Genomic DNA, 26,156 nt, shown 5'->3' with positions numbered 1-26,156 from the left:
GAAGTGATATAGACAGATCGGCGCACAGATGCAGTAGCAGTACGCCATCCAGTCCATTGTGGAGAGGAGACCAGGTATGCCGGTTCCGCTCGCCTGGTTGCTCGCCCAGGACGACCTCGGGCTCCGGCTGGTGTCCGGCCCCGCGGACCGCGTCCTCGTCGACTGGGCCCACGCCATCGAGCTCGAGGACCCCACTCCGTATCTCTCCGGGGGTGAGCTGGTGCTCACGACCGGCCTCCGCCTACCGCGAACCGTCCATGAACAGACGGCATACGTCGACCGCTTGGCGGGAGTGGGCGTCGCCGCGCTCGCCTTCGGGACCGGCGTCCGGTTCACCACAATCCCCCGTGGCGTCGTGACCCGGAGCGCCGACGTCGGTCTGCCCCTGCTCGAGGTCCCGCTTGCCACACCGTTCATCGCGGTGACGCAGCGCGTGGCCCATCGCCTCTCCGAGCAGCAGCAAGAGTCACTGCAGCGAGTTGTCGCCTTCCAGCAGTCGCTCACGCGTCGGATGTTGCGCGACGGCCCTGCCGGACTCGTGTCGGGACTCGCGGCCGAGCTGCACGCACCCGTCGTACTGCTGGACGAGCACGGCCGCACCGTGGCGGCCTCATCGCGCGGCCAGTCACTCACCGTCAAGCTAGGCGCCGAGCTGGTCGAGCGCCGTCCCTCCCGCTCGCATGGAGCCATCCACCGGGTGCGGTCCGACAGCGGCGGCGCTCAGCTGCACGCGGTGCACGGTCGCAACGCCCACCGCGGGTGGTTGGCGGTCGGACTCGAGGAGCTGGACCCCGACCAACGACCGCTCGTGCACCATGCGGTGGCACTCGCGACGCTGCAGCTCGACCGACCGCGCGAGCTGGAGGAGGCGCGTCTCTCCGTGGGCGCCACGGTCCTGGGACTTCTCCTGGGGCAGGCTCCGGCCGACCCAGCTCTGGTGCGACAGCTCCTCCACCTCGGCTTCGCCCCACAGGAGGTGGTGCGACTGCTCGTGCTCCAGACCGCACGCCCGGCGATCGCAGAGCCGGTGGTCCAGTCGCAGCTGACGGCGGCAGGGGTGCCACACGCACTCGTCCGGGTGCCCCCCGGGCTGGTGGCTCTCGTGGCGGATCGCGACACCCCAATCGTGCTGGAGCGCGTCAGGCAGGCCCTGGCCGATGCGGGCGCGGGCGGCGCCTCGGTCGGGGTCAGCGGCGCCTGCGAGCCCGGACTCGTGGCATACGCACTCGTGCAGGCCCGCCGTGCCGCCAGGACTGCTCGGCTCACGCGTGTCCCCGTCGAGTGGTTCGACCACCTGACCCTCGATGCAGTGCTCGACGACACCGTCGTGCGCGAGCGGGTGCGCGCGCTGTCGGAGCCGAGTCTGGCCGCCCTCCGCGAGCGCGACGAGCGAGAGGGCGCGCTGCTGCGAACCCTGGAGGTGTTCCTCGACAACAACGGCTCCTGGGAGACGGCCGCCAGGGCGCTCGGCATCCACCGGCACACCCTGCGCAACCGCATCACCCGCATCGAGCAGCTGACCGGCCTCGGCCTCGACGTCGCCCAGCATCGCGTCGTCCTCGCGTTGGCGCTCGCAACGCGGGATTCCGCCGAGTCGGGGCTCTGAGTGGCAGTGAGAGTGACACGAGCTCCCGCAACAGGTCGCTGTCGACCGCCACGGTTTCTGGGCGTAGGTCGGGATTCCGCCACGATGCCGGGGCGCCCACTTTCGCGGGCACTGGGGCGAGTGCGACCCTTTGCCTGTGAGCACGTCTGTGCGGCTCTTCCTCGTTTCACCAGCACGCGCGGTGCGACGCGCTCTTGCTCGTGCCCTCGATGCCGAGGAGGAGATCGAGGTCGTCGGGGAGGCCGACAGCTCGAGACAGGCGCTGGCGCGAGTGCCCGCCGTCCGGCCAGATGTCGTCCTGGCGGGGTCGCGGCTGCATGATCCCGACTCTGCGGAGCTGTGCCGCCTCCTGCTGGACGCCCTGCCGGAGCTGCACGTGTTGGTCGTCGACGTAGACGCCGACCAGAAGCTCGTGGCGCGAATGATCAGTGCGGGGGCGTCCGGGATGGTGTCGGACACAGCCGACGAGGAGGACCTTGTCGACGCTATCGAGACCGCCGCCGCCGGGCAGATGGTGATGTCGGCCAAGACACTGATGGAGATCCTGCGCCGGCAGCACGAGGCGGAGCCGGACCCGGTCGATAGTCTGACGCCGCTGGAGCGCGAGCTGTTCGACCTCATCGGACGGGGGTTGAGCAACACCGAGATCGGCATCAGGCTGCGGCTCGCGCCCGGCACCGTCCGGAACTATGTGTCTCGGTTGATGCGCAAGCTCTCCGTTGACCGACGGGCCCAGCTGATCGCCCTGGCCGTGCGACGGGAACCCGACTGACGGGGAGGCCTGGGACGGCAATGAGCGCCAGGTCCGGAAGGACCTGGCGCCCATTGCAGAAGGATCCGCGGACCCGCTAGCTCAGATCGGATCTCACGCGCTCGCGCCCGCGAGCTCCTTCTGCAGGACCTGCTCCACCTCTTCGTGGGGGACCACCGGCTCCGGGATCCGCGCGATGGCCGCGTCCTCCTCCAGCACGACGTCCGTCACCTTACGGCCGGTCACCTTGGAGAGGACTACGGCGTAGACCACGCCGATCGCTGCCCAGATCACGCCGGCGATCAGGGCGTCCGCGTGGAGGAAGCTCCAGAGGACGCCCGTCATCAGCATACCGATGAGCGGCAGAACGATGTTCCTGGCAATCTGCTTGCGGCCCTTGTACTCGCGGCGTCGCCACACGAAGTAGGCGATCACCGACAGGTTCACGAAGGTGAAGGCGACGAGCGCACCGAAGTTGATCATCGAGGAGATCAGCTCGAGGCTCGGGCTGATCGCCAGCAGGGACACGACGCCCACCACGATGACCGCGCCCACGGGGGTGTGTCGGCGTGGGTGGATCGTCGCGAAGATGCGCTTCGGGTACAGGATGCCGTTGCGGCCCATGACGTGGAGCATCCGGGACACGCTCGCGTGGGAGGCCAGGGCCGAGGCGACGGTGGCGGCGAACGCGGCGGACATGAAGAGCATCTGGAACACCTGGCCACCGACCTTCAGCGCCATCTCCGGAAGCGTGTCGTCGACCAGCTCGAAGCCGGTGACGTTCGGGAAGACCGCCTGGGCGACGAAACCGGTGACCAGGAAGATGCCGCCACCGATGAGGAGGGTGATGATGATCGCCTTCGAGATGTCGGCCTTCTTGCGGGCCTCCTCGGCATACATCGTGATCGCGTCGAACCCGATGAAGGAGAAGCAAACCACCGTTGCACCGCTGAGCACCGCCGGCAGCATGACGCCCGAGTGGAAGAGCGGCTCGCTCGTGAACAGCGTGCCCTGGCCCATGCCGTGCGATAGCTGCACGACAGCCAGGACGAGGAACGCAATGATCATGGCGACCGCGAAGGCCACGAGCAGGAAGTTCAGCTTGGAGGTGGACTTCATGCTCCATGCGTTCAGCGCGGTGATGCCGGCGACGAAGCCGACGACCCAGATCCAGCCGGGCACCGCCGGGAACAGCGACTCCATGTACAGCCGGATGATCAGCGCGTTCACGAGGGGCAGCAGCAGGTAGTCCAGGAGCGCCGCCCAGCCGACCATGAAGCCGACGCGCGGGTGAATGGCCTCGCGGGCGTAGGTGTAGGCCGAACCCGCGGACGGGAAGACCTTCGCCATCCGGCCGTAGCTGATCGCCGTGAACAGCATCACGACGAGCGCCACCATGTAGGTCAACGGCACCACGCCGTTGGTCTCCTCGGTCACGATTCCGAAGGTGTCGAACAGGACTGTGGGCGTCATGTACCCGAGGCCGAGGCCGACGATGGCCCACAACCCGAGGGACCGCGTCAGTCCGCCTTGCTTGCTCATGCTTTCCTTCCAATTCTTGATGAAGGACTGCAAGAGGACCACCCCGCCTGCAGTCGCCGAACGCCGGTGGGCTAATGTGCCAGCCGTCGTTGTTGGCAATTCAAATGGTGCCGGGAGGCGACCGGGCGCGAAGCCGTCAAGTGTCACCGACCATCGCCGATCTGTCATCAGTTCCGACAACTCTTGTCATCGAATCGTGTGACGGACCGGCTGGAGTTGAGGGTGCGGCATCGGAGGGCGGGCCGTCGCTGGACAGAATGTCGATTCTGGGATGAGGAAATCGACGATATGTCCATGGATGCTGCACGGTTTCCCTGCCATCGTGGGCTCACCATGAACATGAAGGGATCCACCATGAATGCCAGCGACTCTCTGCCGACACGTGTCGCCGAAGCCCTGCAGCAGGGACTCGCCTCCGCCGCAGCGGCGGGCAGCTCGTTCGTCGAGGCCGAGCACCTCGCGCCCGAGCAGCTCGATACCCTCGCCGAAGCGACCTTGGCACACCTGCGGTCGCGGCGCGGAACGGCGTCCGACATCGAGGGATGGACGCTCGTGACCGCGCGTGATGCCGCCGTGATGGCGTGGTGGACGCAGGTCTCGGAGCTGTCGACAAGCGAGCGGCGCCGGCTCGAGACGCTGCGCCAGCACGTGTATGACGTGCTCGTCGACCGCACCCTGGTCGTGCGGGACGCGGATCACACCACGTCCCTGCACGTGTCGCCCGCCGCGCAGCCGCGCACGTGGATCCTGAAGCTGTCGCCCTACCTGTACGACGTCAACCGTGTCTTTGGCGCGCCCGATCGACGGGTTCGCGTGTGGTCCGTCGAGGACCACGAGCGCTCCATGAGCATGGAGCAGGGCGACCTGGTATACCTCTGGGTGGGCGAGGGGGACCCATACCGCGAGGCCGGCGTGTGGGGTGCAGGCCACGTCGCGGGACCCATCGTGCTGGGTGTCGCCGACGACGGCTGGCTCGACTACGAGGCCGCCAGCCGGGCCAGCACCTTTGTCGTCGTGGACATCGCGCTGCTGGACGCCCCCGTGACCCGTGAGACGTTCCTCGACGACTCACGCCTGGTCGATGCCGAGGTGATCCTCGACCCGTTCGCGCCGAACCCCGGGGTGCTCACCGCCACCGAGGCTGCTGCCCTGGCCGAGTACCTCCCGTCGGACGCGGTGCCGGACCAGCCCCAGGTCGCCTGACACACAAGCGACTTCCTGTCGACCTGCAGAGTGGGCGCCGCCGGGGACTGGACCCGGCGGCGCCTCATCTCGTTGCGGGTGCGTACTGGCGAGTGTGTCGTCGTCGACCCGCGGTCAGGCTGGATCGCGGGTCGGGAACCGCGGAACTGCGGTCCGCATCAGCGGGGCCACCGCCTCACTTGACGTACGCGATCGGCATCGGTGAGGCGGGTTCGGGGATCGGCTCCGAGATGTACTCCGCACGGATCCCGTCGATGTAGGACCGGCAGCGCTTCGTCAGTCCGTCAGCGGTCTGCATGCGACCCTTGGTGACGAGGATGCCGAGGTCCGCTCCCTTGAAACGGTAGTCGCCTGTTCCGTACACGCGCAGGTAGAAGGCCTCGTCCTCGTGGGTGACGTCGTGCCAGTCGTTGCTCACGCGAGCGAACTCGAGCCTCCCCTCCTCGTCGAGATGGTAGGTGCCTGTCCGAGGCGCCCGGAGGATGCGCTCCACGACGTCCGAAGGCTCCTTCATGATCAGCTGGGCCCACACGTCGACCGCTGCCAGCTCCCGCCACCGATCGTTGATCTCCTCGACATCGACGGCGTAGTCGACGTCCATGAACTCCAGCAGGTGGAACAGGAAGAGCGGGACGTCGGCGTAAGCACCGGCGGTCACGTTGGTCATCGAGGAGGCACCTGAGATTCGCGGGTTGAGCTCGCCGAGATAGACCTCGTCGTCATTCAGGTCGACCAACACGTCGATCTCGAGAAACCCCAAGTAGCCTTCCTCGGCCAGCCGGTCGCCGAGCCGCCGCACGTGGCCGATCGCGGTTGCGCGCTGTTTCGACGTCAGCGCCTCGGGGAACAGGTCGTTGCCGCACCACCCACCCTTGTAGGGCGTGAGCTCCGGGTAGCCGGTCAGGTCGGTCATGAACGGTCCGACGATCGTCCCATGACGCGTGATGCACGCCTCGACCGCCGCAGCCTTGTTGTCGATGCGCTTCATGATCTTGAGCTGCTCGCCGACGAGGTCTTCGACATTCCTGTCCCAGTCCTTCTCGGACCCGATGAAGAAGGTCGTCTTCCCTGAGTCGCCGTAGGGTGTCTGGACCACCAGGTCGGTCCCGAGACCGTGCTCCTCCGACAACGTGGTGAGCTCTCCCCAGCTGCGCGCAGTGCCAAGGACGTTCGGCACCGACGGAGCGCCCGCCTCATTGCCGAGCTGGGTCGTCACGATCTTCGAGTCCAGGCGTCGCCGGAGCGAGTCCGGCGGCAGAATGAGCTGGTACCCCAGCTCACCGCAGATCTCCTCCGTCTCCTCGTCGAAGAACACCATGACAACCATCGGCGTGCCGCCGCGGCGTCGCAGGTAGGTCTGCACCTCGACGTCGCGCAGCAGGTAGTTGTTGATCTGCTCGCTCGACTCAAACTCGACATAGGGCTTGTTGCGAGGCGTGAACAGCCGTGGATGGGCACCATCCCACGAGTCGTAGTACACGATGTACTCGAAGTTGCGCACCCACCGGTCGATTCCCAGCAGGTTGAAGGCGGTCGGCCCCACAAAGTAGATCGGTTGGGAGTTCGTCCGAAAGAACGACCTGATCTCGGAGATCCCGTTGAGATGCTGGGTCATGGTTGCTCCTTGAGTCCTCCTGGTGCCCTTCAGGTTAGAGCCAAGGTCTCGGCGGTGTCATCGCAAGCCTCAGGCCCGGAACCCGCGCGGGCGCTGCGAGGATGCGCCGCCCCGCCGAACCCCGGACACGACCCCCGGCAGCCGGCGGGCCGCGCCTGTGGACGGCCGGTGCACGAAGGAGCCGCCGACGGCGTCGAGTGCGCGCAACGTGTCCTGCATATATGCCGGGTTCTGGGCGTCGGGCCAGCTCGACAGCTTGACAGCCACGGTGCCGGTCCGCCGGCTCACGTGCAACATCTGCCCGTGGATGCCGAGCGCGAGCAGGACATCACCGTGTTCACCGGGCCGGAACCAGAACTGGTTGCGGTACCACCCTCCCGGGAATGCCGCCTCGGCCGGGGAGGACAGGAAGGCCTGCCGGGCGTCGGCGTCCACTGCCCAGGATCTGCGCAGCCATGGGGCGGGCAGCACCTGGACGGTGCCGCCCTTGCCGTCGGGGACCGCGCCACCATCCAGGATCATCTGACCGAACCGCAGGAGATCGGTCGCGGTAGCGGCCAGTCCTCCGTCGTGAAGCGCCGTACCGACGGTGTCGCAGATGATCTCGGCGTCGCGGGCCGCACCCATGGGCGCCCACACGAGATCCGACATGAGGTCGGCCATCCGCCCGCCCCCTGCCCGCTCGCAGACCCAGCCCAGGGCATCGGTGTCGCCTGACCGGTAGAGAAAGCGGCTCCCGTGGGGCGCCTCGGCGCGTAGGGTGCCCAGGAACGGGTACAGCCCGCGCGGCCCCTGCGCCGCAGAGCCGGCGCCACCGGCGACGATCCACCGGTCGAGCATCCGGACCTCGGCGTCCGGGGCGGTGTAGTCCTCTCGGAACCGCACCCCGCTGCGCATGTCCAACAGCTGCTGGACGGTCGCCCCGGCATACCCCGTGCCATCGAGCTCGGGCACGTAGTCCACCACGTTGCGATCGAGCTCCAGGGCGCCTCGGTCGGCCAGCACCGCGGCGACGCAGCCCACGACCGACTTCGTCACCGACAGGAGCGCGTGAGGCTGCGACGGTCCCCCGGTCGGCGCATACCCCTCCGCGACGACGACGCCGCCCTGCGCCACGGCATACGCGTCGGTGAATGTGCTGGCGAGGACGTCTCCCACGGTCGCGGTGGACCGGTCGTGCCGCACCACCTCGATCGCCAGCAGGTCTGCGTCGGCGGGCGCCCGGGGCAGCTCTCGAACCGGGCCTGCGCCCCGGGACACCCGCTGGGTCGGCAACAGCTCCCTCACATGCCAGAACGACCACCTGTTCTGGGGCGGTTCCTGCCAGTTCGTGGGTGACGTGGATGGGTCTCGCCGCAGCGGATCGCCCGACCCGAGCATGGCGGCAGCATAGTCGAGGGGCTTCGGGTACCGTGACCGCATGCAGCCCGCGCCAGCGGACGTCCCGCCTCGCATGACCGGATTTCCGCCCCCCGATGAGACCGTGGTTTCGCTTGCCAGCTGGCAGGATTCGCGCAATGTGCGCTGGGCGTTCCAGCACATGCGGGAGCTCATGCCCACCCACGCGATCCCCGCCGACCCGGCGCGAGTGCGGCCGCTGACCGTCAGGCCCCGGCCCAGCGCGCTCGACGTCGAGGTCATCCGGCTCGACGCGTCCTCTGCAACCGCTGCGGAGGTCTTCGACGACACTTTCACCGACGCCCTCCTCGTCGTTCGCGATGGTGTCGTCGTCGAGGAGCGCTACGTCGGAGCCATGACGGCGCACACCCCCCACCTGCTGATGTCGGTATCCAAGTCCGTCGTGGGCTGCGTGGCCGGAATCCTGACCCGCGAGGGCCTGCTCGAGACCAGGGCGCTCGTGACCGACTACGTCGGGGAGGTCCGAGGCTCGGGCTACGACGGCGCGACGGTCCGCGACCTTCTCGACATGCGCACCGGCGTGGTCTTCCGGGAGACTTACGAGCAGCCCGAGGCCGAGGTCCGCGTCATGGAGCGGTCGATGGGATGGCGACCGATCCAGGCCGGCGACCCGGTCGGGATGTACGAGTACCTGACGACGATGCGCGGCTCAGGGCCGCACGGCGGCGTGTTCACGTACCGGTCGGCCGACACGGACATGCTCGGCTGGGTGTGCGAGCGCGCAGCCGGCAGGCGCATGGCTGACCTCGTCTCGCGGCTGCTCTGGATCCCGATGGGAGCCGAGCACGACGCCGACATCACCTGCGACCAGCTCGGTTCGGCCGTTCACGACGGCGGGATGAGCGCCGTCGCCCGAGACCTGGCCCGGTTCGGTCAGCTGCTCCTCGACGAGGGCCGAGTCAACGGCCGGGAGGTCGTGCCGAGCAGCTGGATCAGAGACGCATGGCAGCCGCCAGCCGACGTTCGTCACGCTTTCGCGGTGACCGACAACAACGAGGTCCTCCCGAACGGGTGGTACCGCAACCAGTTCTGGTTCGTCCCGCACCACCACGGCACGGCGCTCGTCTGCCTCGGCATTCACGGGCAGATGATCCACGTCGACCCGGCCACCCGAACCGTCGGCGTGAAGCTGTCAAGCTGGCCGACGGCTCAGAACACGTCGTACCTCGTCGACACGCTCCGAGCCTTCGGCGCCATCGGTCGTTCCTGATGGTCGGGAAATCCAGGTGAGTTCTCACCCCTCGAAGCCGTGGTGGACCATCACGTGCTTGATCCGGGTGTAGTCCTCGAACCCGTACATCGACAGGTCCTTTCCGTACCCGGAGTGCTTGAAGCCACCGTGCGGCATCTCCGCGACGAGGGGGATGTGGGTATTGACCCAGACGCAGCCCGCGTCGATCCGCATCGCCATACGGTTGGCCCGCCCCACGTCCTGGGTCCACACCGAGGAGGCGAGACCGTACTGGCTGCCGTTGGCAAAGGCGACGGCCTCGTCCTCGTCGGTGAACCTCTGCACCGTGAGCACCGGCCCGAAGATCTCTGTGGTGATCAGCTCGTCGTCCTGGCGTAGATCGGCGACGACCGTCGGCTCGTAGAAGAAGCCCGCACCTCCGGCCCGGCGGCCGCCAGTGGTCACCTTGGCGTGGTCCGGGGCGCGCTCGACCAGGCCTGAGACGTGCGCAAGCTGGTTGGGGTTGTTGATCGGGCCGTAGAGAATGTCCTCGTCCTCGGCGTCGTAACCCGTCTTGGTGTTCTTGGCGGCCTCCGTCAGCGCGCTGACGAAGTCGTCATAGACCCCCTTCTCGGCAAGCACCCGGGTGGCTGCCGTGCAGTCCTGCCCGGCATTGAACAGACCGGCGACCGAGATCCCGTCGACGGCCTGCTCGAGGTCCGCGTCGTCGAAGACCACGACGGGTGCCTTGCCGCCCAGCTCGAGGTGGGCGCGCTTGAGGTCGGCGGCGGCCGCGGTCGCGACGGCGATCCCCGCCCGGGTGGAGCCCGTGATGGACACGAGCTGCGGGATCGGGTGCGCGGTGAGGGCCGCTCCGGTGTCGCGGTCGCCGCAGATGAGGTTGCAGACGCCGGGCGGGAAGATCTCCTGCATCTTGGAGACCATCCAGTACGACGAGGCAGGCGTCGTGTCGGATGGCTTCAGCACGACCGTGTTGCCGGCGGCAAGTGCAGGTGCGAACTTCCAGACCGACATCATCATCGGGTAGTTCCACGGGGCCACCTGGCCCACCGGACCGACCGGCTCGCGCCGGATCGAGGATGTGAAGCCGCGCATATACTCGCCGGTCGACCTGCCCTCGAGCACGCGGGCCGCCCCGGCGAAGAAGCGGATCTGGTCGACCATCGGGGGAATCTCCTCCGAGCGAGTTAGTGCCACCGGCTTGCCGGTGTTCTCGCTCTCGATCGCGACGAGCTCGTCGGCGTTCTCCTCGATGACGTCGGCAAGCTTGAGCAGGGCTCTCTGTCGCTCCGAGGGCGTCGTCCAGCGCCATGTCTCGAAGGCCTTGCTGGCCGCCCTGAAGGCGAGGTCCACGTCCGCCTCGTCTGAGCGAGGTGCAGATGCGTACACCCCGCCCGTCGAGGGATTGACAATATCCATCATCGCGCCCGAGGCGCTCGTCTGGACCTCCCCATTGATGATGTTGTGAAAGACCATCTTGTCCGACATTTCCGTGCCTCCTCGACCGGCGTTGTGGGCACATTCACGCTAGCCCTGATAGACGGGATTTCGACAGACCGGATTCTGACAGTGGCCGTCGTTCGTGCCTGGTGGTTTGATGGCAGGCAATCACGGGGTGCACGGAGGAGGCGGGGACATGGCGCAGCATCCGCTCGAGCCGCTCGGAGCCGACGAGTTCCGGAAGACAGCGCAGGTCCTGCGACGGGAGCAGCGGGTGACTGATGCCTGGCGGTTCGCGTCCATCGAGCTGGTCGAGCCCACGAAGGCCGAGGTGATGGCCTGGAGACCGGGCGACCACCTTCCACGGCAGACGCAAGCGGTCGTGTGGAACCGCGAGGACAACCAGACCTATGAGGCGGTCGTCGACCTCGATCAGGACTCGGTCGTGTCGTGGACGCACGTTCCAGGTGTGGTGCCGAACTTCACGGTCGACGAGCTGTACGAGTGCGACGAGACGATGCGAAAGCATCCCGAGGTGATCGCCGCGCTGGCGAAGCGCGGGATCACCGACCTGTCCCTCGTCCTGGTCGACGTCTGGACCTACGGTCGGCAGCTGATTCCTGAGCAGTGGCGGGACCGTCGCGTGGGCTGGTGCGACCTGTGGATCCGGGAGACACCGGACGGAAACCCCTTCGCCCACCCCGTCTCCGGACTGAAGCTCATCGTCGACGTGAACACCATGGAGCTGCTCGAGATCGAGGAGGAGACCGACCACGGCAGACCAGAGGTGCAGGGCGAGTACGTTCCGGGACTGTGGACCGGCGTGCAGCGCACCGACCTCAAGCCGTTGTTCGTCACGCAGCCCGAGGGAGTGTCGTTCACCATCGACGGCACGGAGCTGAAGTGGCAGAACTGGTCCATGCGGCTGGGGTTCAACCACCGCGAGGGTCCGGTCATCTTCCTGGTGACGTACGACGACCACGGCGTGACCCGTGACATCGCCTACCGGATGTCGCTCGCCGAGATGGTGGTGCCCTACCGTGATTCGTCGTTCGACCACTACCGGCGCACCGCCTACGACATCGGCGAGTGGGGGCTCGGCTTCCTCGTCACGTCGCTGGAGCTTGGCTGTGACTGCCTCGGCGAGATCGTGTACGTCGACGCTGTCATGCACGACAGCAAGGCCGAGCCCTACGACATCCCGAACGCAATCTGCATCCACGAGGAGGACAACGCCGTCCTGTGGAAGCACGTCGACGGTCACACGGGGGCCGAGGTCCGACGCATGCGCCGGCTCGTCGTGTCCTGTCACGCCACCGTGGCGAACTACGAGTACCTCATCTACTGGCGCTTCTACCAGGACGGGAACATCGAGTGCGAGGTGCGTGCCACCGGCATTATGGTCACCACGCCGTTCGGTGACGGCGAGGATGCCCCTCGGACAGGCACCGTCGTGGACCGGCGAACCTACGCACCGTTCCACCAGCACTTCATCGTCGCCCGGCTCGACCTCGACATCGACGGCGGGGAGAACACCGTCATGGAGGTGGACTCGGAGGCATTGCCCATCTCCGCCGACAACCCCTACGGTCTGGACCTGGTGACCGTGTCCACCGCAGTCAAGTCCGAGGCCGAGGCAGCGCGCGACTACAGCTGGGAACGTCAGCGGTCCTGGAAGGTGGTGAATCCCAACCGCACCAACAAGCACGGGACCAACACGGCATACAAGCTGGTGCCGGGCGGTGCGTTCCCGGCGATGCTGGACCCCACCAGCGCACAGTACCTGCGAGCTCCGGTCATCGGCCACACACTGTGGGTGACCCGGCACCATGACGAGGAGCGCTGGCCTGCGGGTGCCTACCCGACGCAGTCCGAGCACGACACCGGCATGACGAGATGGGTCGCGGACGACGAACCGCTCGAGAACACCGACGTCGTGCTGTGGTACGTCTTCGGCCTCCACCACATCACGCGCGTCGAGGAGTGGCCGATCATGCCCGCGGACATCATTTCGTTCTGGCTCAAGCCGTTCGGATTCTTCGACCAGAACCCGGCCATCGACGTCGCGCAGTCGGAGAAGGCACCTGACGGTGACCACTGCCACACCGCCTACGACTACCAGCACCACCTGCACCACTGACACCACTGACACCACTGACACCACTGCCAGGCACTCCGCCACCATCATGAGCGTCGGCGATGACGGCCGCGTCGGTCTGATGACGTAGCAGTTCGGATCGTCGCACCTCGCCGAATGTCGTTTCCTAAGTCGACGAGCGGCCGAGGTCGGGCTCGTGTCGTTCTCCGAACGACGAGGCACCCATTCCGAAAAGGGAATCGGCGCCATTAACCGGTCAAACCGCAGATCGCTGCGTATTCCAGGCCCGCCACCGGCGGAAGAACCATTGTCCCGGACCGGGTGGCAACGGTATTTTCATTCGTTTACAGAGATGCGTGGCAGAGGAGGAGCCATGACGTCAGATACAGCACCCGAGTATGCTCCTGCGGCCGACGAGTCCGACCTCGCCGCGCTGGGATATGGAGGGGACTTCCACCGCTCGATGAACCTCTGGTCCAATATCGCGTTGGGCTTCACATACCTGTCTCCCCTGGTCGGGGTCTATTCGCTGTTCGCCTACAGTCTGTCCCTGGGCGGTCCGCCGGCGGTGTGGTGGGTGGTGATCGTGGGGTGCGGGCAGATGCTCGTCGCGCTCGTCTTCGGAGAGGTCGTGTCGCAATACCCCCTGGCCGGGGGCATCTACCCCTGGTGCCGGCGACTGTGGGGCCGACGGTACGCCTGGATCATTTCATGGGTGTATGTGTGGGCCGTTATTGTGACCGTCACCGCGGTCGCGGAGTTCGGCGGCGGGTTCGTCGCCTCCCTTTTCGGCGTTGAGGCGACGCCCATGGTGAGCCTCGTCACCGCCGTCGGTTTGCTTCTGCTAGCGCTGGCGTTCAACTTCTCCGGAACCCACATGCTCGCCCGGATCGCCAGGATCGGCTTGGCCGCGGAGCTCATCGGCGTGATCGCGCTCGGCATATATCTGCTCCTGTTCCATCGGGAGCAGCCGTTCTCCGTCTTCTTCGACTCGTTCGGAGCGGGCGGTAGCGACGCCTACCTGGTCACATTCCTGGGCGCGTCGCTGGCCGGGCTCTTCCTGTTCTACGGGTTCGAGGCGTGCGGCAGCGTCGCCGAGGAGGTCAACGACCCCACACGACGGATCCCTCGGGCCATGATCCTCACCATCACGATCGGCGGCGTCTCCGCCCTCTTCTCGTACGTGGGCTACGTTCTGGCCGCCCCGAACCTACAGGACATCGTGAGCGGGAAGGACCCAGACCCCATCCCGTCGATCCTGGAGGACGCCCTGGGCACTGTCGGCTCGAAACTGTTCCTGCTGGTCGCGATCACCGCGTTCATCTCCTGCGTGCTCTCACTTCAGGCAGCGGCCAGCCGGCTGCTCTACGGCTCGGCGCGCGACCGGATGCTGCCGGCCAGCAGCTGGCTCGCGCACATGTCAGAACGCCACGCCGTGCCCACCAACGCACTCCTGGTCGCCTGCGTGGTGCCGATCCTGATCTGCCTGTTCGTCTACTGGCGGCCCGACTCCCTTGCACGGGTCACTGCCTTCGCCGTGACGGGGATCTACATCGCCTTCCAGGGGGTTGTCCTGGCCGCCTTGCGTCAGCGGGTCCGTGGCTGGCGGCCGGCAGGGCGATGGAACCTCGGGGGGCTGGGAATGCTGGTCAACGTCGCGGCGCTGGCGTACGGCGTGTTCGCCATGATCCTTCTCGTCCGGCCGGTCACGGCGGACACCTTCCTCGACCGCTGGATCGTCCTGATCGGCGTCGCCATCGTGATGGGGAGCGGCCTTCTGTACATGACGCTGGCCAAGCCGTACAACGGGTCCGAGGGTATCCCGGAGGGCGATGCCATCGAGGTCGCCGAAAGGTTGCGACAGGTACGCGCATCCGAACCGTCGACCTGACCGCGAATGAGACCGACCCAGTCCGATGCGGCCACAACTTCGCCTAGCGATTTCTTGGCTAGATGCGCTGTGCAGGCCCGACGCAGCGCACCCAGCCTGCACAGCGGCGCTTCAGAGGCGCGTGTGGCCTGAAGAGGCGTCAGTTCTTGCCGAGGAACTTCTCGAAGCCCTTGGGGAGGTTCGAGGGGTCGAAGTCGGCCATCGGGTCCCCCTTGCCGTCCGCACCATCCGGCGCACCGAAGGCGCTCGCCGCCGCATTGGCACGCCCGGTGGCGGCACGCTCGGCGGCAGCTCGCTCCTCCGCGGCCCGCTTGGCGGGGTTGCCGCTCTTGCTCTTGCGGCGCTGCGGCTGCTGCTGACGACCGCGCTTGCCGGTCCCGGGGATGCCCGGCATACCCGGCAGTCCGCCACCACCTCCGCGCGCGAGCGACTTCATCATCTTCTGCGCCTGTCCGAACCGCTCGAGGAGCTGGTTGACGTCGGTCACGGTCACCCCCGAGCCCTTGGCGATACGCAGCCGGCGGGAGCCGTTGATCTGCTTCGGGCGGGTGCGCTCGAACGGCGTCATCGACCGGACCATCGCCTCGATGCGGTCGAACTCGCGGTCGTCGAAGGCGTCGAGCTGCTCACGCATCCCCTGCATGCCCGGCATCATCTTGAGCATCGACTTCAGCGAGCCCATGCGCTTGATGGCGTTCATCTGCTGGAGGAAGTCCTCGAAGGTGAAGTCCTCCTCGGCGAGGAACTTGCGCGCCATCTCGTCGGCCTGGCGCTTGTCGAACGCCTTCTCGGCCTGCTCGATGAGGGTGAGCACGTCGCCCATGTCGAGGATGCGGCTGGCCATGCGGTCCGGGTGGAAGACCTCGACATCGGTGACCTTCTCACCGACCGACGCGAACATGATCGGCTCGCCGGTGATCTCGGCGACCGAGAGCGCCGCACCACCGCGAGCGTCGCCGTCGAGCTTGGAGAGCACCACACCGGTGAAGGCGACGCCCTCGTGGAACGCCTGGGCGGTCTCGACCGCGGCCTGGCCGATCATCGCGTCGATGACGAACAGGACCTCATCGGGCTGGATCGCGGCACGGATGTCCGCCGCCTGCTGCATGAGGTCCGCGTCGACGGCGAGGCGACCCGCGGTGTCGACGATGACGACGTCGTACTGCTTGGCGCGAGCCTGCTCGATACCCATCCGCGAGACCGCGACCGGGTCGCCGAACGACCGCGTCCCCTCCCCTGACTCCAGCACGGCGTCGTGGCCGCCCATGTTGCCCCGCTCGGGAGCGAAGACGGGCACCCTGGCGCGCTCACCGGTCACCTCGAGCTGCGAGACGGCGTTGGGCCGCTGCAGGTCCGCGGCGACGAGCAGCGGGGTGTGGCCCTGGTCCTTGAGCCAACGGCCGAGCTTGCCGGCGAAGGTCGTCTTGCCGGAGCCCTGCAGGCCCGCGAGCATGATGACGGTCGGCGCGGTCTTGGCGAAGCGGATGGTGCGCGTCTGCCCGCCGAGGATGCCGACAAGCTCCTCGTTCACGATCTTGACGACCTGCTGGGCCGGGTTGAGCGCCTGGCTGACCTCGGCGCCGAGCGCGCGCTCGCGCACGGCGGCGGTGAACCGCTTGACGACGGGCAGGGCCACGTCCGCGTCGAGCATCGCGAGCCGGATGTCACGGATCGTCGCGTTGACGTCGTGCTCCGACAGGCGGCCCTTGCCGCGAAGATTCTTGAAAGTGGCGGTCAGCCGATCAGACAGGGATGCGAACACCCGGCAACTTTATCCGCTTGGCGCGCAACCACCGATTCGACGCCCATCACCCGCCGTCGCAGGTGTCGATGATCATGGCCACCGCCTGCGCCGCGCGCGCCGGCGCGAGCAGCCCGCCGCCGAATTCCGTCACATAGAACGTGTCCAGGGTCTGGCCGGCATACGTGGCGATATGGGCCGAGCGCACCGACAGGGAGGCGCGGGCCAGCGTGATGCCGATGTCCTGGAGCAGGCCGGGGCGGTCGGTCGCCCGCACCTCGATCACGGTCGCGCTGTCCGACGCGCTGCTGATCACCATCGCACGCGTCGAGTCGGGCGAGCCCGACCCGGGGCTGCGAAGGCCGGTGGAGGACTTGCGACGCTGCAGCTTGCCAAGTGGTGCCCTGTCCCCAGCGGCGACCCGGACGAGGTCGCGGGCGAGGATCTCGGGCAGGGGCGTCTCGCCGCCGGGCGAGTCGACCCACCATTCGTTGACGGCGAGCCCGTCGAGGGTCCGGACGATGGCGGAGCGCACGACGAACCCGTGCGCTGCCAGCAGACCGGCGGTGTCGGCGAAGAGGCCGGCGCGGTCCCGGTCGATGATGTCGACGCGGTGGGCTCCCCCGAGGGAGGACACCGTCACGTATGGCTCGCCGGACGCGACGCGCTCGAGCGCCTCGTCCGAGATCGGCAGGGACTCGATCGGCTCCACGACGATTGGGCCCTCTCCGTGCGTCTGAGCGGTGAGTGCCATCCGGCAGGCGGTGTAGAGCCGCATGACGAGCCCGGCTCGCCAGTCGCTCCAGGCCTTCGGGCCGGCGGCTGACGCGTCCGCCTCGGTGAGGGCGCGCAGGAGGTCGAGGGTGGTGACCGAGCCCTCGACGGCGGCCGTGAGCGCCGCGATGGTCGAGCGATCCTCGGGGTCGCGGCGGGTGGCGAGGTCCACGAGGGTGAGGTGCTCGCGGACGAGCCGGACGACGACCGCCCGGTCGGCAGCGGGAACACCCATGCGCTCGAGCGCCGTCTCGGCGAGAGCGGCACCGGTGGCGGAGTGGTCCTGCGTGCCGGGCACCTTGCCGATGTCGTGCAGGACGGCAGCGAGCATGAGCAGGTCGGGGCGGGCGACGTCGCGGACCATCCCGCTCGCCGCGACGACGGTCTCGATGAGGTGCCGGTCGACCGTGTGTCGGTGCACGGCGTTGCGCTGTGGGCGGCTGCGGACCGCCTTCCACTCCGGGATCCAGCGCTCGACGACACCGGCGAGGTCGAGCCCTTCCCACACGGTCACCAGCCCGGGCCCCGCGGCGAGCAGGTCCGCGAAGAGGTTGCGGGCAACCTCCGGCCACGGCTCGGGAAGTGGGGGTGCTTGTGCCGCAAGGTTCTTCAGCGTGGCCGGAGACAGAGGTATGCCGCCGCGCGCAGCGACGACGGCCGCGCGCAGTGGGATGATCGGATCCGACGACAGGTCGGCCGATGGGCCGAGCACCGCTTCACCGTCGTGCCGGTAGAGCCCGTAGCCGAGCGGGGAGAGCTGGGGCCGTCGAGGGCCCACCCGCAGGGTCCTGGCACGCTGGGACTGCATCGCTCGCCGCAGAGTCCCGTCGACGGCATACGCGATCGTGCGCGCCGAGGTGGACAGGTCGGTGAGCAGGTCGTCGGCGTCCGTGTAGCCCAGCAGCGCCGCGCTTGCATCCTGGTCGTCCCTCGTGAGGCGGTCGCGACCGCGCCCGGTCACGACGTGGATCGCATCGCGCACGTCGAGGATCCGCTCGTATGCCGCGTCGACCTCGCCGTGCGGGCGGTCCGTGAGCCAGGCCGCGGTGAGCGCGCGGAGCACCGCCATGTCCCGGAGCCCACCGTGGGCCTCCTTGAGGTCCGGCTCGATGAGGTGGGCGAGGTCGCCCTGGCGCGCGTGCCGGCTCACCACCGACTCGTGCATCTCGCCGAGCCTGATCCGGGCGTTGGCGCGCCAGTCGTGCGCCACCGTCGAGCGGGCGGCGTTGACGACGTCCGCGTCGCCGGCCACGTGGGTCAGGTCGAGCAGGCCCACGGCCGCCGAGAGATCCTCGGACGCGACGGCCCGGCAGTCGGCGACGGTGCGGACGCTGTGGTCGAGCCGGACCCCCGCGTCCCAGATCGGGTACCAGAGCTTGTCGGCAAAGGCGCCGACCTCCTTGCCCGACAGCCCTCGTGGGTGGTGCACGAGGACGAGGTCGTAGTCGCTGAGCGGCCCGCCGTCACCCCGCGCGAGCGAGCCGACTGCGGCAAGGGCCACGCCCTCGTGCCGGCGGCCGGCGCACGCGTCGCGCCAGAGCTCCTGGAGCCACCCGAACCCGAACTCCGCGAGCGCCCGGCGGCGGGTCTGCCCCGCCCCGGGCGTCGCGAAGGTCCGGGTGCCGGCGAGGTCCAGACGTCGTGAGGTCACATCCGTCATGGGGTTCCTCGCCGCCCCTTCTAGAGTGCGTCCACGCCGCGCTCGCCGGTGCGGACCCGCACCACCTCGTCGACGGGAACCGACCAGATCTTGCCGTCCCCGATCCGACCGGTCTGCGCAGCCTTGAGGATGACCTCGAGGACATCGCCCGCGTCGACGTCGTCGACGAGGACCTCGAGGCGCACCTTCGGCACGAAGTCGACGGTGTACTCGGCGCCGCGGTAGACCTCGCTGTGGCCGCGCTGGCGGCCGTAGCCGCTGGCCTCGCTGATGGTCATGCCGGCGACTCCGAAGGCCTCGAGAGCCTCCTTCACCTCGTCGAGCTGGTGGGGCTTGATGATCGCGGTGATGAGCTTCATGCGGATGCCTCCTCCTTGGCAGCGCTCTCGGCGGACGGAGCGGATGCAGGTGACGGGGTCGTCGCGGACGTGTGGCCGGCCAGGACGCCGGTGCGCGTGCCGCCGATCGAGCCGAAGTCGTACGCGGTCTCCGCGTGCTCCGCGAGGTCGACGCCGCTGGACTCCTCTTCCGGAGTCACCCGGAAGCCGATGGTCTTGTGGAGCAGGAGCCCCAGCAGGTAGGTGACCACGAACGAGAAGATCATGACGGCAAACGCCCCTTCGAGCTGGGCGAGCAGCTGCGATGCTCCACCACCGTAGAAGACACCCTCGTTGACGTCGATGCCGGCGGCGCCGGTGGGGCTGCCCTTGGTGGCGAGGAAGCCGATGAGGATCGTGCCGATGAGGCCGCCGACGAGGTGGACGCCCACGACGTCGAGGCTGTCGTCGAAGCCGAACCTGAACTTCAGGCCGACGGCGAGGGCACAGCCGACGCCGGCGAGCAGGCCGACGATGAGCGCACCGACCGGCGAGACGGTCGCACAGGCGGGAGTGATTGCGACCAGGCCGGCAACGACACCGGATGCCGCACCGAGGGAGGTCGCGTGGCCGTCCCGAACCTTCTCGACCACCAGCCAGCCGAGCATCGCCGTGGCCGTCGCGGCGAGGGTGTTGACCCAGACGCCGGCTGCCTGGGCCCCGGCACCGAGCGCCGATCCGGCGTTGAACCCGAACCAGCCGAACCACAGGATGCCGGCACCGATCATCACCAGCGTGAGGTTGTGCGGGCGCATGGGATCGCGCTTGAAGCCGAGCCGCTTGCCGAGGACGAGGGCCAGCGCCAGGCCGGCCGCACCGGCGTTGATGTGGATCGCCGTGCCGCCCGCGAAGTCGTAGGCACCGACGCCGCCGAGGAACATGCCCTCAGCCTTGTTGGCGATCCAGCCACCGGTCTCCGCGGCGTAGCCGCTGAAGGCGAAGACCCAATGGGCCGCCGGGAAGTAGACGAACGTGGCCCAGAGGACGGTGAAGATCGTCCACGTGCTGAACTTCGCCCGGTCGGCGATAGCGCCCGAGACGAGGGCGACCGCGATGATGGCGAAGACGACCTGGAACGCGACGAACGCCATGCCGGGGATACCGCCCGAGGCGGCGGTACCGGTCGCGGCGTCCGCCGGGACGTACCCGTAGATCTTCTCGAGCACGCCGCTCAGGCCGAACTCGGCGAACGGGTTGCCGAGGAGACCGCCACCGATGTCGGGGCCGAACGCCTCGCTGTATCCCCAGAGGATCCACACCGTGCCGACCGTTCCCATGGTGATGAACGACATCATCATCATGTTGAGGACGCTCTTGGTGCGGACCATGCCGCCGTAGAAGAGGGCAAGGCCCGGGGTCATGAACAGGACCAAGGCGGCCGCCGCCAGCACCCAGGCAGTGTTGCCGCTGTCGATGAACGGCGTGTCCGCCGTCACGAAGGTAAGAGGGCTCATGGCCACGACGATGGACCGCACGCGTGTCACCCGATGTCACCGTTTGTTACAGCGGTGTCAACAACGGCCGGTCGGTGTTAGCGGGTGGTTTCGGCAGGAGGGGCCGTCCGGGATGTGGACGTGCTGTTGGGCTCGCTCCGCTCGCCGGGTCCGGCGCGCCTTGACGTCGCGCCTTCCCTCCTCGGCTCGCTCGCTGGCGCTCGCTTCGCTCGTCAGTCCAGGCGCGACGCGCGCCGAACCATCACATGACTATGGCGTCGACGAAGGCTGCTGGGTCGAAGGGGGCGAGGTCGTCGGGGCCCTCGCCGAGTCCGACGAGCTTGACCGGGACGCCGAGCTGTCGCTGGACCGCGACGACGATGCCGCCCTTGGCGGTGCCGTCGAGCTTGGTCAGCACGATGCCGGTGACGTCGACTGCCTCGGCGAAGACCTTCGCCTGCTGGAGGCCGTTCTGGCCCGTGGTCGCGTCGAGGACGAGGAGCACCTCGTCGATCTCGCTCTGCTTCTCGATGACGCGCTTGACCTTGCCGAGCTCGTTCATGAGGTCGACCTTGTTGTGCAGGCGGCCAGCGGTGTCGATGATGACGACGTCGACCTCCTGCTCGATGCCGGCCTTGACGGCGTCGAAGGCGACCGCCGCCGGGTCGGCGCCGTCGCGGTCGGAGCGCACCGTCGGCACGCCCACGCGCGCGCCCCAGGTCTCCAGCTGGTCGGCGGCCGCCGCGCGGAAGGTGTCAGCGGCGCCGAGCAGCACGTCACGGTCCTCCGCGACGAGCACCCGGGCGAGCTTGCCGACGGTGGTCGTCTTGCCGGTGCCGTTGACGCCGACGACGAGGATGACGGCCGGACGGTCGCCGACCCTTCGTGACGCGATGCGACGGTCCATCTCCGGCTGCACGAGGGTGAGCAGGTCGTCGCGGAGCCAGCCACGCACGGTCGCCTCGTCCGTCTCGCCGTCGACCTTGACGCGGGTACGCAGCGAGTCGACCAGCTCGGTCGTCGCGTCGACGCCGAGGTCGGCGCCGATGAGGGTGTCCTCGACCTCCTCCCACGCTTCTTCGTCGAGCTTGCCGCGGGAGAGCAGAGCGAGCAGGCCCTTGCCGATCGAGGTGTTGGAGCGCGCGAGGCGGGCCCTCAGGCGCTGCAGGCGACCCCGGGCGGACTCGGGCCGCTCGATGGCGGGCGCGGTCGGCTCCGGGGGTGCCTCGACCTCGGGCGCCTCCGGGGCGGCGGTCGGGGCGCCTGGTGGCGCCGCGACCTCGGTGGACTCCGGCGGTGGGCGCCGGTCAAGATCCTCACCGGGCAGACCCGGCTTCGCCGGCGGCGCCTTCCGCTCGATGGTCGGCGCGCCACCGCGGTCGCGACCGCGCATCAGGTTGACGCCGAACGCGATGATCCCCGCGAGGATGACGACGCCGATGATGACGTAGATCAGGGCTGTGTCCACGCCAGCCATCCAACCACGGGCACCGGACCTCCTCCCGGGTCGTTCAGCGGTATGCCGCTCGCCAGGTGCCCTGTCAGTGGGTGCGTGCGCGAGTGCCGACCTTTGCGAACCGCCGTCGCACCGACAGCGCGACGTCGAGTCCTCTCTGGGTGAGCAGGCCGCGGCCGCCCCGATGCGCAGGCACCGCGACGTAGCCGACGACCGCAACCCCGAGAACGGTGGCAGTCAGCATCGCGAGGACCAGGAGGAGCATGTGACCAGAGTGACACATGTGACTGGTGTGACGACGTGGACTCGCCGGGACCCGCCCAACCGCGGCCCAGCTCAGGCCGAGCGCTGGTCCGCGACGTCGCGCAGGCGCTGCGAGACCACGGTGGTCACGCCGTCGCCGCGCATGCTCACGCCGTAGAGGGCGTCGGCGATCTCCATCGTCTTCTTCTGGTGCGTGATGACGATGAGCTGGGAGCTGTCGCGCAGCTCCTCGAACAGCGTGATGAGGCGGCCGAGGTTGGCGTCGTCGAGTGCGGCCTCGACCTCGTCCATGATGTAGAACGGCGATGGGCGGGCCTTGAAGATGGCAACGAGCAGCGCCACGGCGACCAGGGACCGCTCTCCACCGGACAGCAGCGAGAGGCGCTTGATCTTCTTGCCGGGTGGACGGGCCTCGACCTCGAGACCGGTCGTCAGCATGTTGGACGGGTCGGTGAGCACGAGCCGACCCTCGCCACCGGGAAAGAGCCGCTGGAAGACCCGCTCGAACTGCACCGCGGTGTCCTCGAAGGCCTCGGCGAACACCCGCTCGACGCGCTCGTCGACCTCCTTGACGATGTCGAGCAGGTCGCGCTTCGAGCTCTTGAGGTCCTCGAGCTGCTCCGTGAGGAACTTGTGTCGCTCCTCCAGCGCCGAGAACTCTTCCAGCGCAAGGGGGTTGATCCTCCCGAGGGCGTTCAGCCGGCGCTCGGCAGCCCGGAGCCGCTTCTCCTGGACCTCCCGCACGAACGGCACCGGGTCGGGCAGCGGGGCATCGGGATCGGCGTCCGGGTCGGGCACGAGCGGCACTGGACGGTGCGGGCCGTACTCGTCGACCAGCGCCTCGGGCGAGATGCCGAGCTCCTCAACGGCCCTGGTCTCGAGCTGCTCGATCCGGAGGCGCTGCTGGGCGCGGGCCACCTCGTCGCGATGCACCGAGTCGGTGAGCTCGCGCAGCTCGGCCTGCAGGGTCGCGATGTCACGCCGGACCACGGCCAGCTCGGCGTCGCGCTCGGTGCGGGCCTGCTCACCGGCAGCCCGCGCGCGGCCGGCCTGCTCCGCGGACTCGACGAGCAGAGCGTGCGCCCAGCCCGCGGCGGTGCCGACGGCGGCCGCGACCGCAGCCTCGCGCTGGCGCCGCTCGCGCCGGGCCGCGAGTCGTTCGCGGGCCTGCTCCTCGTGCAGGGCCGAGCGCTCGAGGGCCTCGGCGCGGTCCTTCAACGCCCGGGCCCGTTCCTCGCGGGTGCGCAGCGCCAGCCGCAGCTCGGTCTCCGCCGCCCGTGCCTCGCGGGCGACCTCGTCGAGGCGCTCGCGCTCCTCGGTCGACGGGTCGGTGTCGTCCACGCCCTCGGCACTGGCCGCGTCGAGGCGCTCCAGCAGGGCCGCGTGCTCCAGCTGGTCGCTCTCGAGGGCGGCGGTGGCGTCGGAGATCGCGTGCTCGGTGCGGTCGACCTCGGCCCGCGCTGCGCGCAGCGTCTGCCCGAGCGTGCCGAGCTTCTCGGCCACCGCGGCCATTCGGGCATCGCTCTCGTTGAGCTTCTCGAGCGCCGCCTCGACGTCGTCGTTCAGGTCGCGGAGGGCGGCCTGGGCTCCGGCGACCCGGAACCTCGCCTCCTCACCGTCACGGGTGGCTGCCGCGACGACCGACTGGGCGTCCTCGAGAGCCGCCTGGAGCTCGATGAGGCTGGGCGCGGACTGGCTCCCGCCGCGCACGGTGCCCGGTGCGTAGACGTCGCCGTCGCGGGTCACCGCCGTCACGCCGGGGTGCAGGCGGACCAGGCGCGTCGCGGCGCTGGGGTCGGCCACGAGGGCCACACGCTCGAGCACCTGCTCGACGGCGGGTCGCACCGAGTCGGGGCAGGTGACGACGTCGCGGGCCCAGCGGCCGTCGCCCTCGAGGCGTGGCCATGCCGCCGGGTCGACCCGGGTCGCGGACTCGGCGACGAGCATGCTCGCGCGGCCGGAGTCGGACGCGCGGAGCGCATCGAGCGCGGTCGCTGCGGCGTCGAGGGACCCGACGACGAGCGCCTCCGCTGCCGACCCGAGCGCTGCCGCCACGGCGTTCTCCAGGCCCGGCTGGACGGTGACGAGCGAGGCGACGGAGCCGACGATGGCGTGGGCCTCGTCGGCGGCAGCGAGCAGCGCTGCGGCTCCGTCCTTGCGACTCAGGCTGAGCTCCAGTGCCTCGACCTTGGCCGATGCGGCCGTACGGGCCCGGTCGGCGGCCGTCTCGGCGTCCTTCCAGCGGGCGAGCTCTGCCTCCGCGGCCTCGAGCCGCGCCGCCGCCTCCTCGTATGCCGTGTCGAGCCCCTGCTCGCCCTCCTCGTCCTGGGCGACGGTCGCCTCGAGGCGGGCGAACTCGTGCTCGGCCTCCGCGGCGCGGGCGAGCCCCTGCTCCACGGTGGCGCGCAAGCGTCCGAGCTCGGCCTCCCGTGCCTCGACGCGCGAGGCCCGGGCGCCGACCTGGCCGCCGAGCTTGGCGAGGCCTTCGCGCCGGTCCGCTGCGGCACGGGTGGCCCGCGCGAGGCGCGAGGTCTCCTCGGCGACATCGCGCTCGGCCGCGGTGCGCAGCAGCACCGCCTCCTCCAGTGACTCGCGCGCCTCGGCGATCTCGGCGAGCAGCTCGGCCTCCTGCTCGCGGACCCTCGCGGCCTGCTCGCGCAGCTGCTCGGGGTCGCGTGCCTGCGCGCCCGCCTCGGGCTCGTCGTCCTCGCTGAGCAGGCGGACGCGCTCGGCCGCCAGCGAGCGGGTGGAGGCCATCCGCTCGACCAGCCGTCCGAGCGAGACGTACTCGTCCTGCGCCTGCGCCAGGGCCGGCCGGGACCGCTCGGCCGCGGTCTCGAGCTCGCCCAGCCGGGTGGAGAAGCCCGACATCGCCGCTTCGACCTCGGTGCGACGCTCGATGAGGGCCGACTCGTCGGCAACCTCCTGCTCGAGCGTCGAGGTGAGCTGGACCAAGTCGTCTGCGACGAGCCGGAGCCGGGCGTCGCGGGCGTCCGTCTGGATGACCGCGGCCTTGCGGGCAGTCTCCGCCTGCCGGCCGAGCGGTCCCAGCTGGCGGCGGATCTCGGCTGTGAGGTCCTGCACGCGGGTGAGGTTGGCCTCCATCGTCTCGAGCTTGCGCAGCGCCCGCTCCTTGCGCTTGCGGTGCTTGAGGACGCCCGCGGCCTCCTCGATGAAGCCCCGGCGCTCCTCAGGGGTGGCCCGCAGCACGGTGTCGAGCTGGCCCTGGCCGACGATGACGTGCATCTCGCGGCCGATGCCGCTGTCGGAGAGCAGCTCCTGGATGTCGAGCAGCCGGCACGGCGTGCCGTTGATGGAGTAGTCGGACCCGCCGTTGCGGAACATCGTGCGGGCGATCGTCACCTCGGTGTAGTCGATCGGCAGCGCACCGTCGGAGTTGTCGATCGTCAGCGCGACCTCGGCCCGGCCGAGCGGGGCCCGCCCGGCGGTGCCGGCGAAGATGACGTCCTCCATCTTGCCGCCGCGCAGCGACTTCGCGCCCTGCTCACCCATCACCCACGCGAGCGCGTCGACGACATTGGACTTGCCGGAGCCGTTGGGCCCCACGATGCAGGTGATCCCTTGCTCGAGGCGCAGGTGGGTCGCCGAGGCGAAGGACTTGAAGCCCTTCAGGGTGAGGCTCTTGACGTACACGAACCCGAGTTTCCTTTGTCCAGCCAGCGACGATCCCGGT

General features: G+C 69.0%; 17 protein-coding genes. 6 read left to right on the top strand and 11 right to left on the bottom strand.

Translation table 11 applies throughout. The features are described from left to right. The first annotated feature begins 76 nt into the window (after positions 1 to 76). Together ACYVLP_RS10035 and ACYVLP_RS10030 are read left to right on the top strand one after the other, a co-directional pair. On the top strand, positions 77 to 1,606 hold the full coding sequence (locus tag ACYVLP_RS10035) for a PucR family transcriptional regulator (RefSeq protein ID WP_460627192.1): 1,530 nt from the start codon (positions 77 to 79) through the stop codon (positions 1,604 to 1,606). A gap of 136 nt (positions 1,607 to 1,742) precedes the next feature. Continuing rightward, positions 1,743 to 2,378, top strand: a complete 636-nt coding sequence (locus tag ACYVLP_RS10030) for a LuxR C-terminal-related transcriptional regulator (protein WP_460627191.1) — start codon at positions 1,743 to 1,745, stop codon at positions 2,376 to 2,378. A gap of 93 nt (positions 2,379 to 2,471) precedes the next feature. Here ACYVLP_RS10030 and ACYVLP_RS10025 read toward each other — a convergent pair whose 3' ends face one another. Next, positions 2,472 to 3,899, bottom strand: coding sequence for an APC family permease (locus ACYVLP_RS10025; RefSeq protein WP_460627190.1), 1,428 nt, complete (start codon positions 3,897 to 3,899; stop codon positions 2,472 to 2,474). Positions 3,900 to 4,253: 354 nt separating this feature from the next. Here ACYVLP_RS10025 and ACYVLP_RS10020 point away from each other — a divergent pair, with 354 nt between their 5' ends. Further along, positions 4,254 to 5,102 (top strand): hypothetical protein, encoded by an 849-nt coding sequence (locus ACYVLP_RS10020; RefSeq protein ID WP_460627189.1) that lies wholly within the window; start codon positions 4,254 to 4,256, stop codon positions 5,100 to 5,102. A gap of 175 nt (positions 5,103 to 5,277) precedes the next feature. On the opposite strand, the gene ACYVLP_RS10015 is transcribed toward ACYVLP_RS10020, so the two are convergent. Together ACYVLP_RS10015 and ACYVLP_RS10010 are read right to left on the bottom strand one after the other, a co-directional pair. Continuing rightward, the gene (locus ACYVLP_RS10015; RefSeq protein ID WP_460627188.1) at positions 5,278 to 6,717 is read right to left on the bottom strand and encodes a biotin carboxylase; all 1,440 of its coding nucleotides are present in this window, start codon (positions 6,715 to 6,717) and stop codon (positions 5,278 to 5,280) included. 69 nt (positions 6,718 to 6,786) lie between these two features. Beyond that, positions 6,787 to 8,004, bottom strand: coding sequence for a serine hydrolase domain-containing protein (locus ACYVLP_RS10010; protein WP_460627187.1), 1,218 nt, complete (start codon positions 8,002 to 8,004; stop codon positions 6,787 to 6,789). Positions 8,005 to 8,200: 196 nt separating this feature from the next. Here ACYVLP_RS10010 and ACYVLP_RS10005 point away from each other — a divergent pair, with 196 nt between their 5' ends. Beyond that, positions 8,201 to 9,346, top strand: a complete 1,146-nt coding sequence (locus ACYVLP_RS10005; RefSeq protein WP_460627186.1) for a serine hydrolase domain-containing protein — start codon at positions 8,201 to 8,203, stop codon at positions 9,344 to 9,346. A 24-nt stretch (positions 9,347 to 9,370) separates the two neighbouring features. On the opposite strand, the gene ACYVLP_RS10000 is transcribed toward ACYVLP_RS10005, so the two are convergent. Next, positions 9,371 to 10,816 (bottom strand): gamma-aminobutyraldehyde dehydrogenase, encoded by a 1,446-nt coding sequence (locus tag ACYVLP_RS10000; protein WP_460627185.1) that lies wholly within the window; start codon positions 10,814 to 10,816, stop codon positions 9,371 to 9,373. A gap of 148 nt (positions 10,817 to 10,964) precedes the next feature. Between ACYVLP_RS10000 and ACYVLP_RS09995 the strand changes: the two genes are divergently transcribed. After that, positions 10,965 to 12,908, top strand: coding sequence for a primary-amine oxidase (locus ACYVLP_RS09995; protein ID WP_460627184.1), 1,944 nt, complete (start codon positions 10,965 to 10,967; stop codon positions 12,906 to 12,908). A gap of 154 nt (positions 12,909 to 13,062) precedes the next feature. Next, a complete protein-coding gene (locus ACYVLP_RS09990) occupies positions 13,063 to 14,757 on the top strand; it encodes an APC family permease (RefSeq protein WP_460627183.1) in 1,695 nt (564 codons plus the stop codon). 139 nt (positions 14,758 to 14,896) lie between these two features. On the opposite strand, the gene ffh is transcribed toward ACYVLP_RS09990, so the two are convergent. The 7 genes from ffh to smc all read right to left on the bottom strand — a co-directional run bounded on the left by ffh (position 14,897) and on the right by smc (position 26,116). Beyond that, entirely contained in the window at positions 14,897 to 16,519 is a 1,623-nt protein-coding gene (gene ffh / locus ACYVLP_RS09985; protein WP_460627182.1) for a signal recognition particle protein, read from the bottom strand. Between the two features lie 46 nt (positions 16,520 to 16,565). Next, complete coding sequence (locus ACYVLP_RS09980; protein WP_460627181.1) at positions 16,566 to 18,932, bottom strand: [protein-PII] uridylyltransferase; 2,367 nt, start codon at positions 18,930 to 18,932, stop codon at positions 16,566 to 16,568. 20 nt (positions 18,933 to 18,952) lie between these two features. Further along, positions 18,953 to 19,291 carry a P-II family nitrogen regulator gene (locus ACYVLP_RS09975; RefSeq protein ID WP_452268541.1) on the bottom strand — a complete coding sequence of 113 codons (339 nt, stop codon included), beginning with the start codon at positions 19,289 to 19,291 and terminating at the stop codon, positions 18,953 to 18,955. Further along, positions 19,288 to 20,763 (bottom strand): ammonium transporter, encoded by a 1,476-nt coding sequence (locus ACYVLP_RS09970; RefSeq protein ID WP_460627180.1) that lies wholly within the window; start codon positions 20,761 to 20,763, stop codon positions 19,288 to 19,290. The genes ACYVLP_RS09975 and ACYVLP_RS09970 overlap by 4 nt, the downstream gene beginning before the upstream one ends. Before the next feature lie 241 nt (positions 20,764 to 21,004). Further along, positions 21,005 to 22,219 carry a signal recognition particle-docking protein FtsY gene (gene ftsY, locus ACYVLP_RS09965; RefSeq protein WP_460627179.1) on the bottom strand — a complete coding sequence of 405 codons (1,215 nt, stop codon included), beginning with the start codon at positions 22,217 to 22,219 and terminating at the stop codon, positions 21,005 to 21,007. A 64-nt stretch (positions 22,220 to 22,283) separates the two neighbouring features. Next, complete coding sequence (locus ACYVLP_RS09960; protein ID WP_452268544.1) at positions 22,284 to 22,463, bottom strand: hypothetical protein; 180 nt, start codon at positions 22,461 to 22,463, stop codon at positions 22,284 to 22,286. Positions 22,464 to 22,534: 71 nt separating this feature from the next. Next, positions 22,535 to 26,116: a chromosome segregation protein SMC gene (gene smc / locus ACYVLP_RS09955; RefSeq protein WP_460627178.1), complete on the bottom strand. Its 3,582-nt coding sequence runs from the start codon at positions 26,114 to 26,116 to the stop codon at positions 22,535 to 22,537. Positions 26,117 to 26,156 lie beyond the last annotated feature (40 nt).

Source organism: Intrasporangium mesophilum (genome assembly GCF_054783095.1).
The sequence above is the reverse complement of the archived record's forward strand: the minus strand, read 5'-3'. Positions and strand labels throughout refer to the sequence as shown.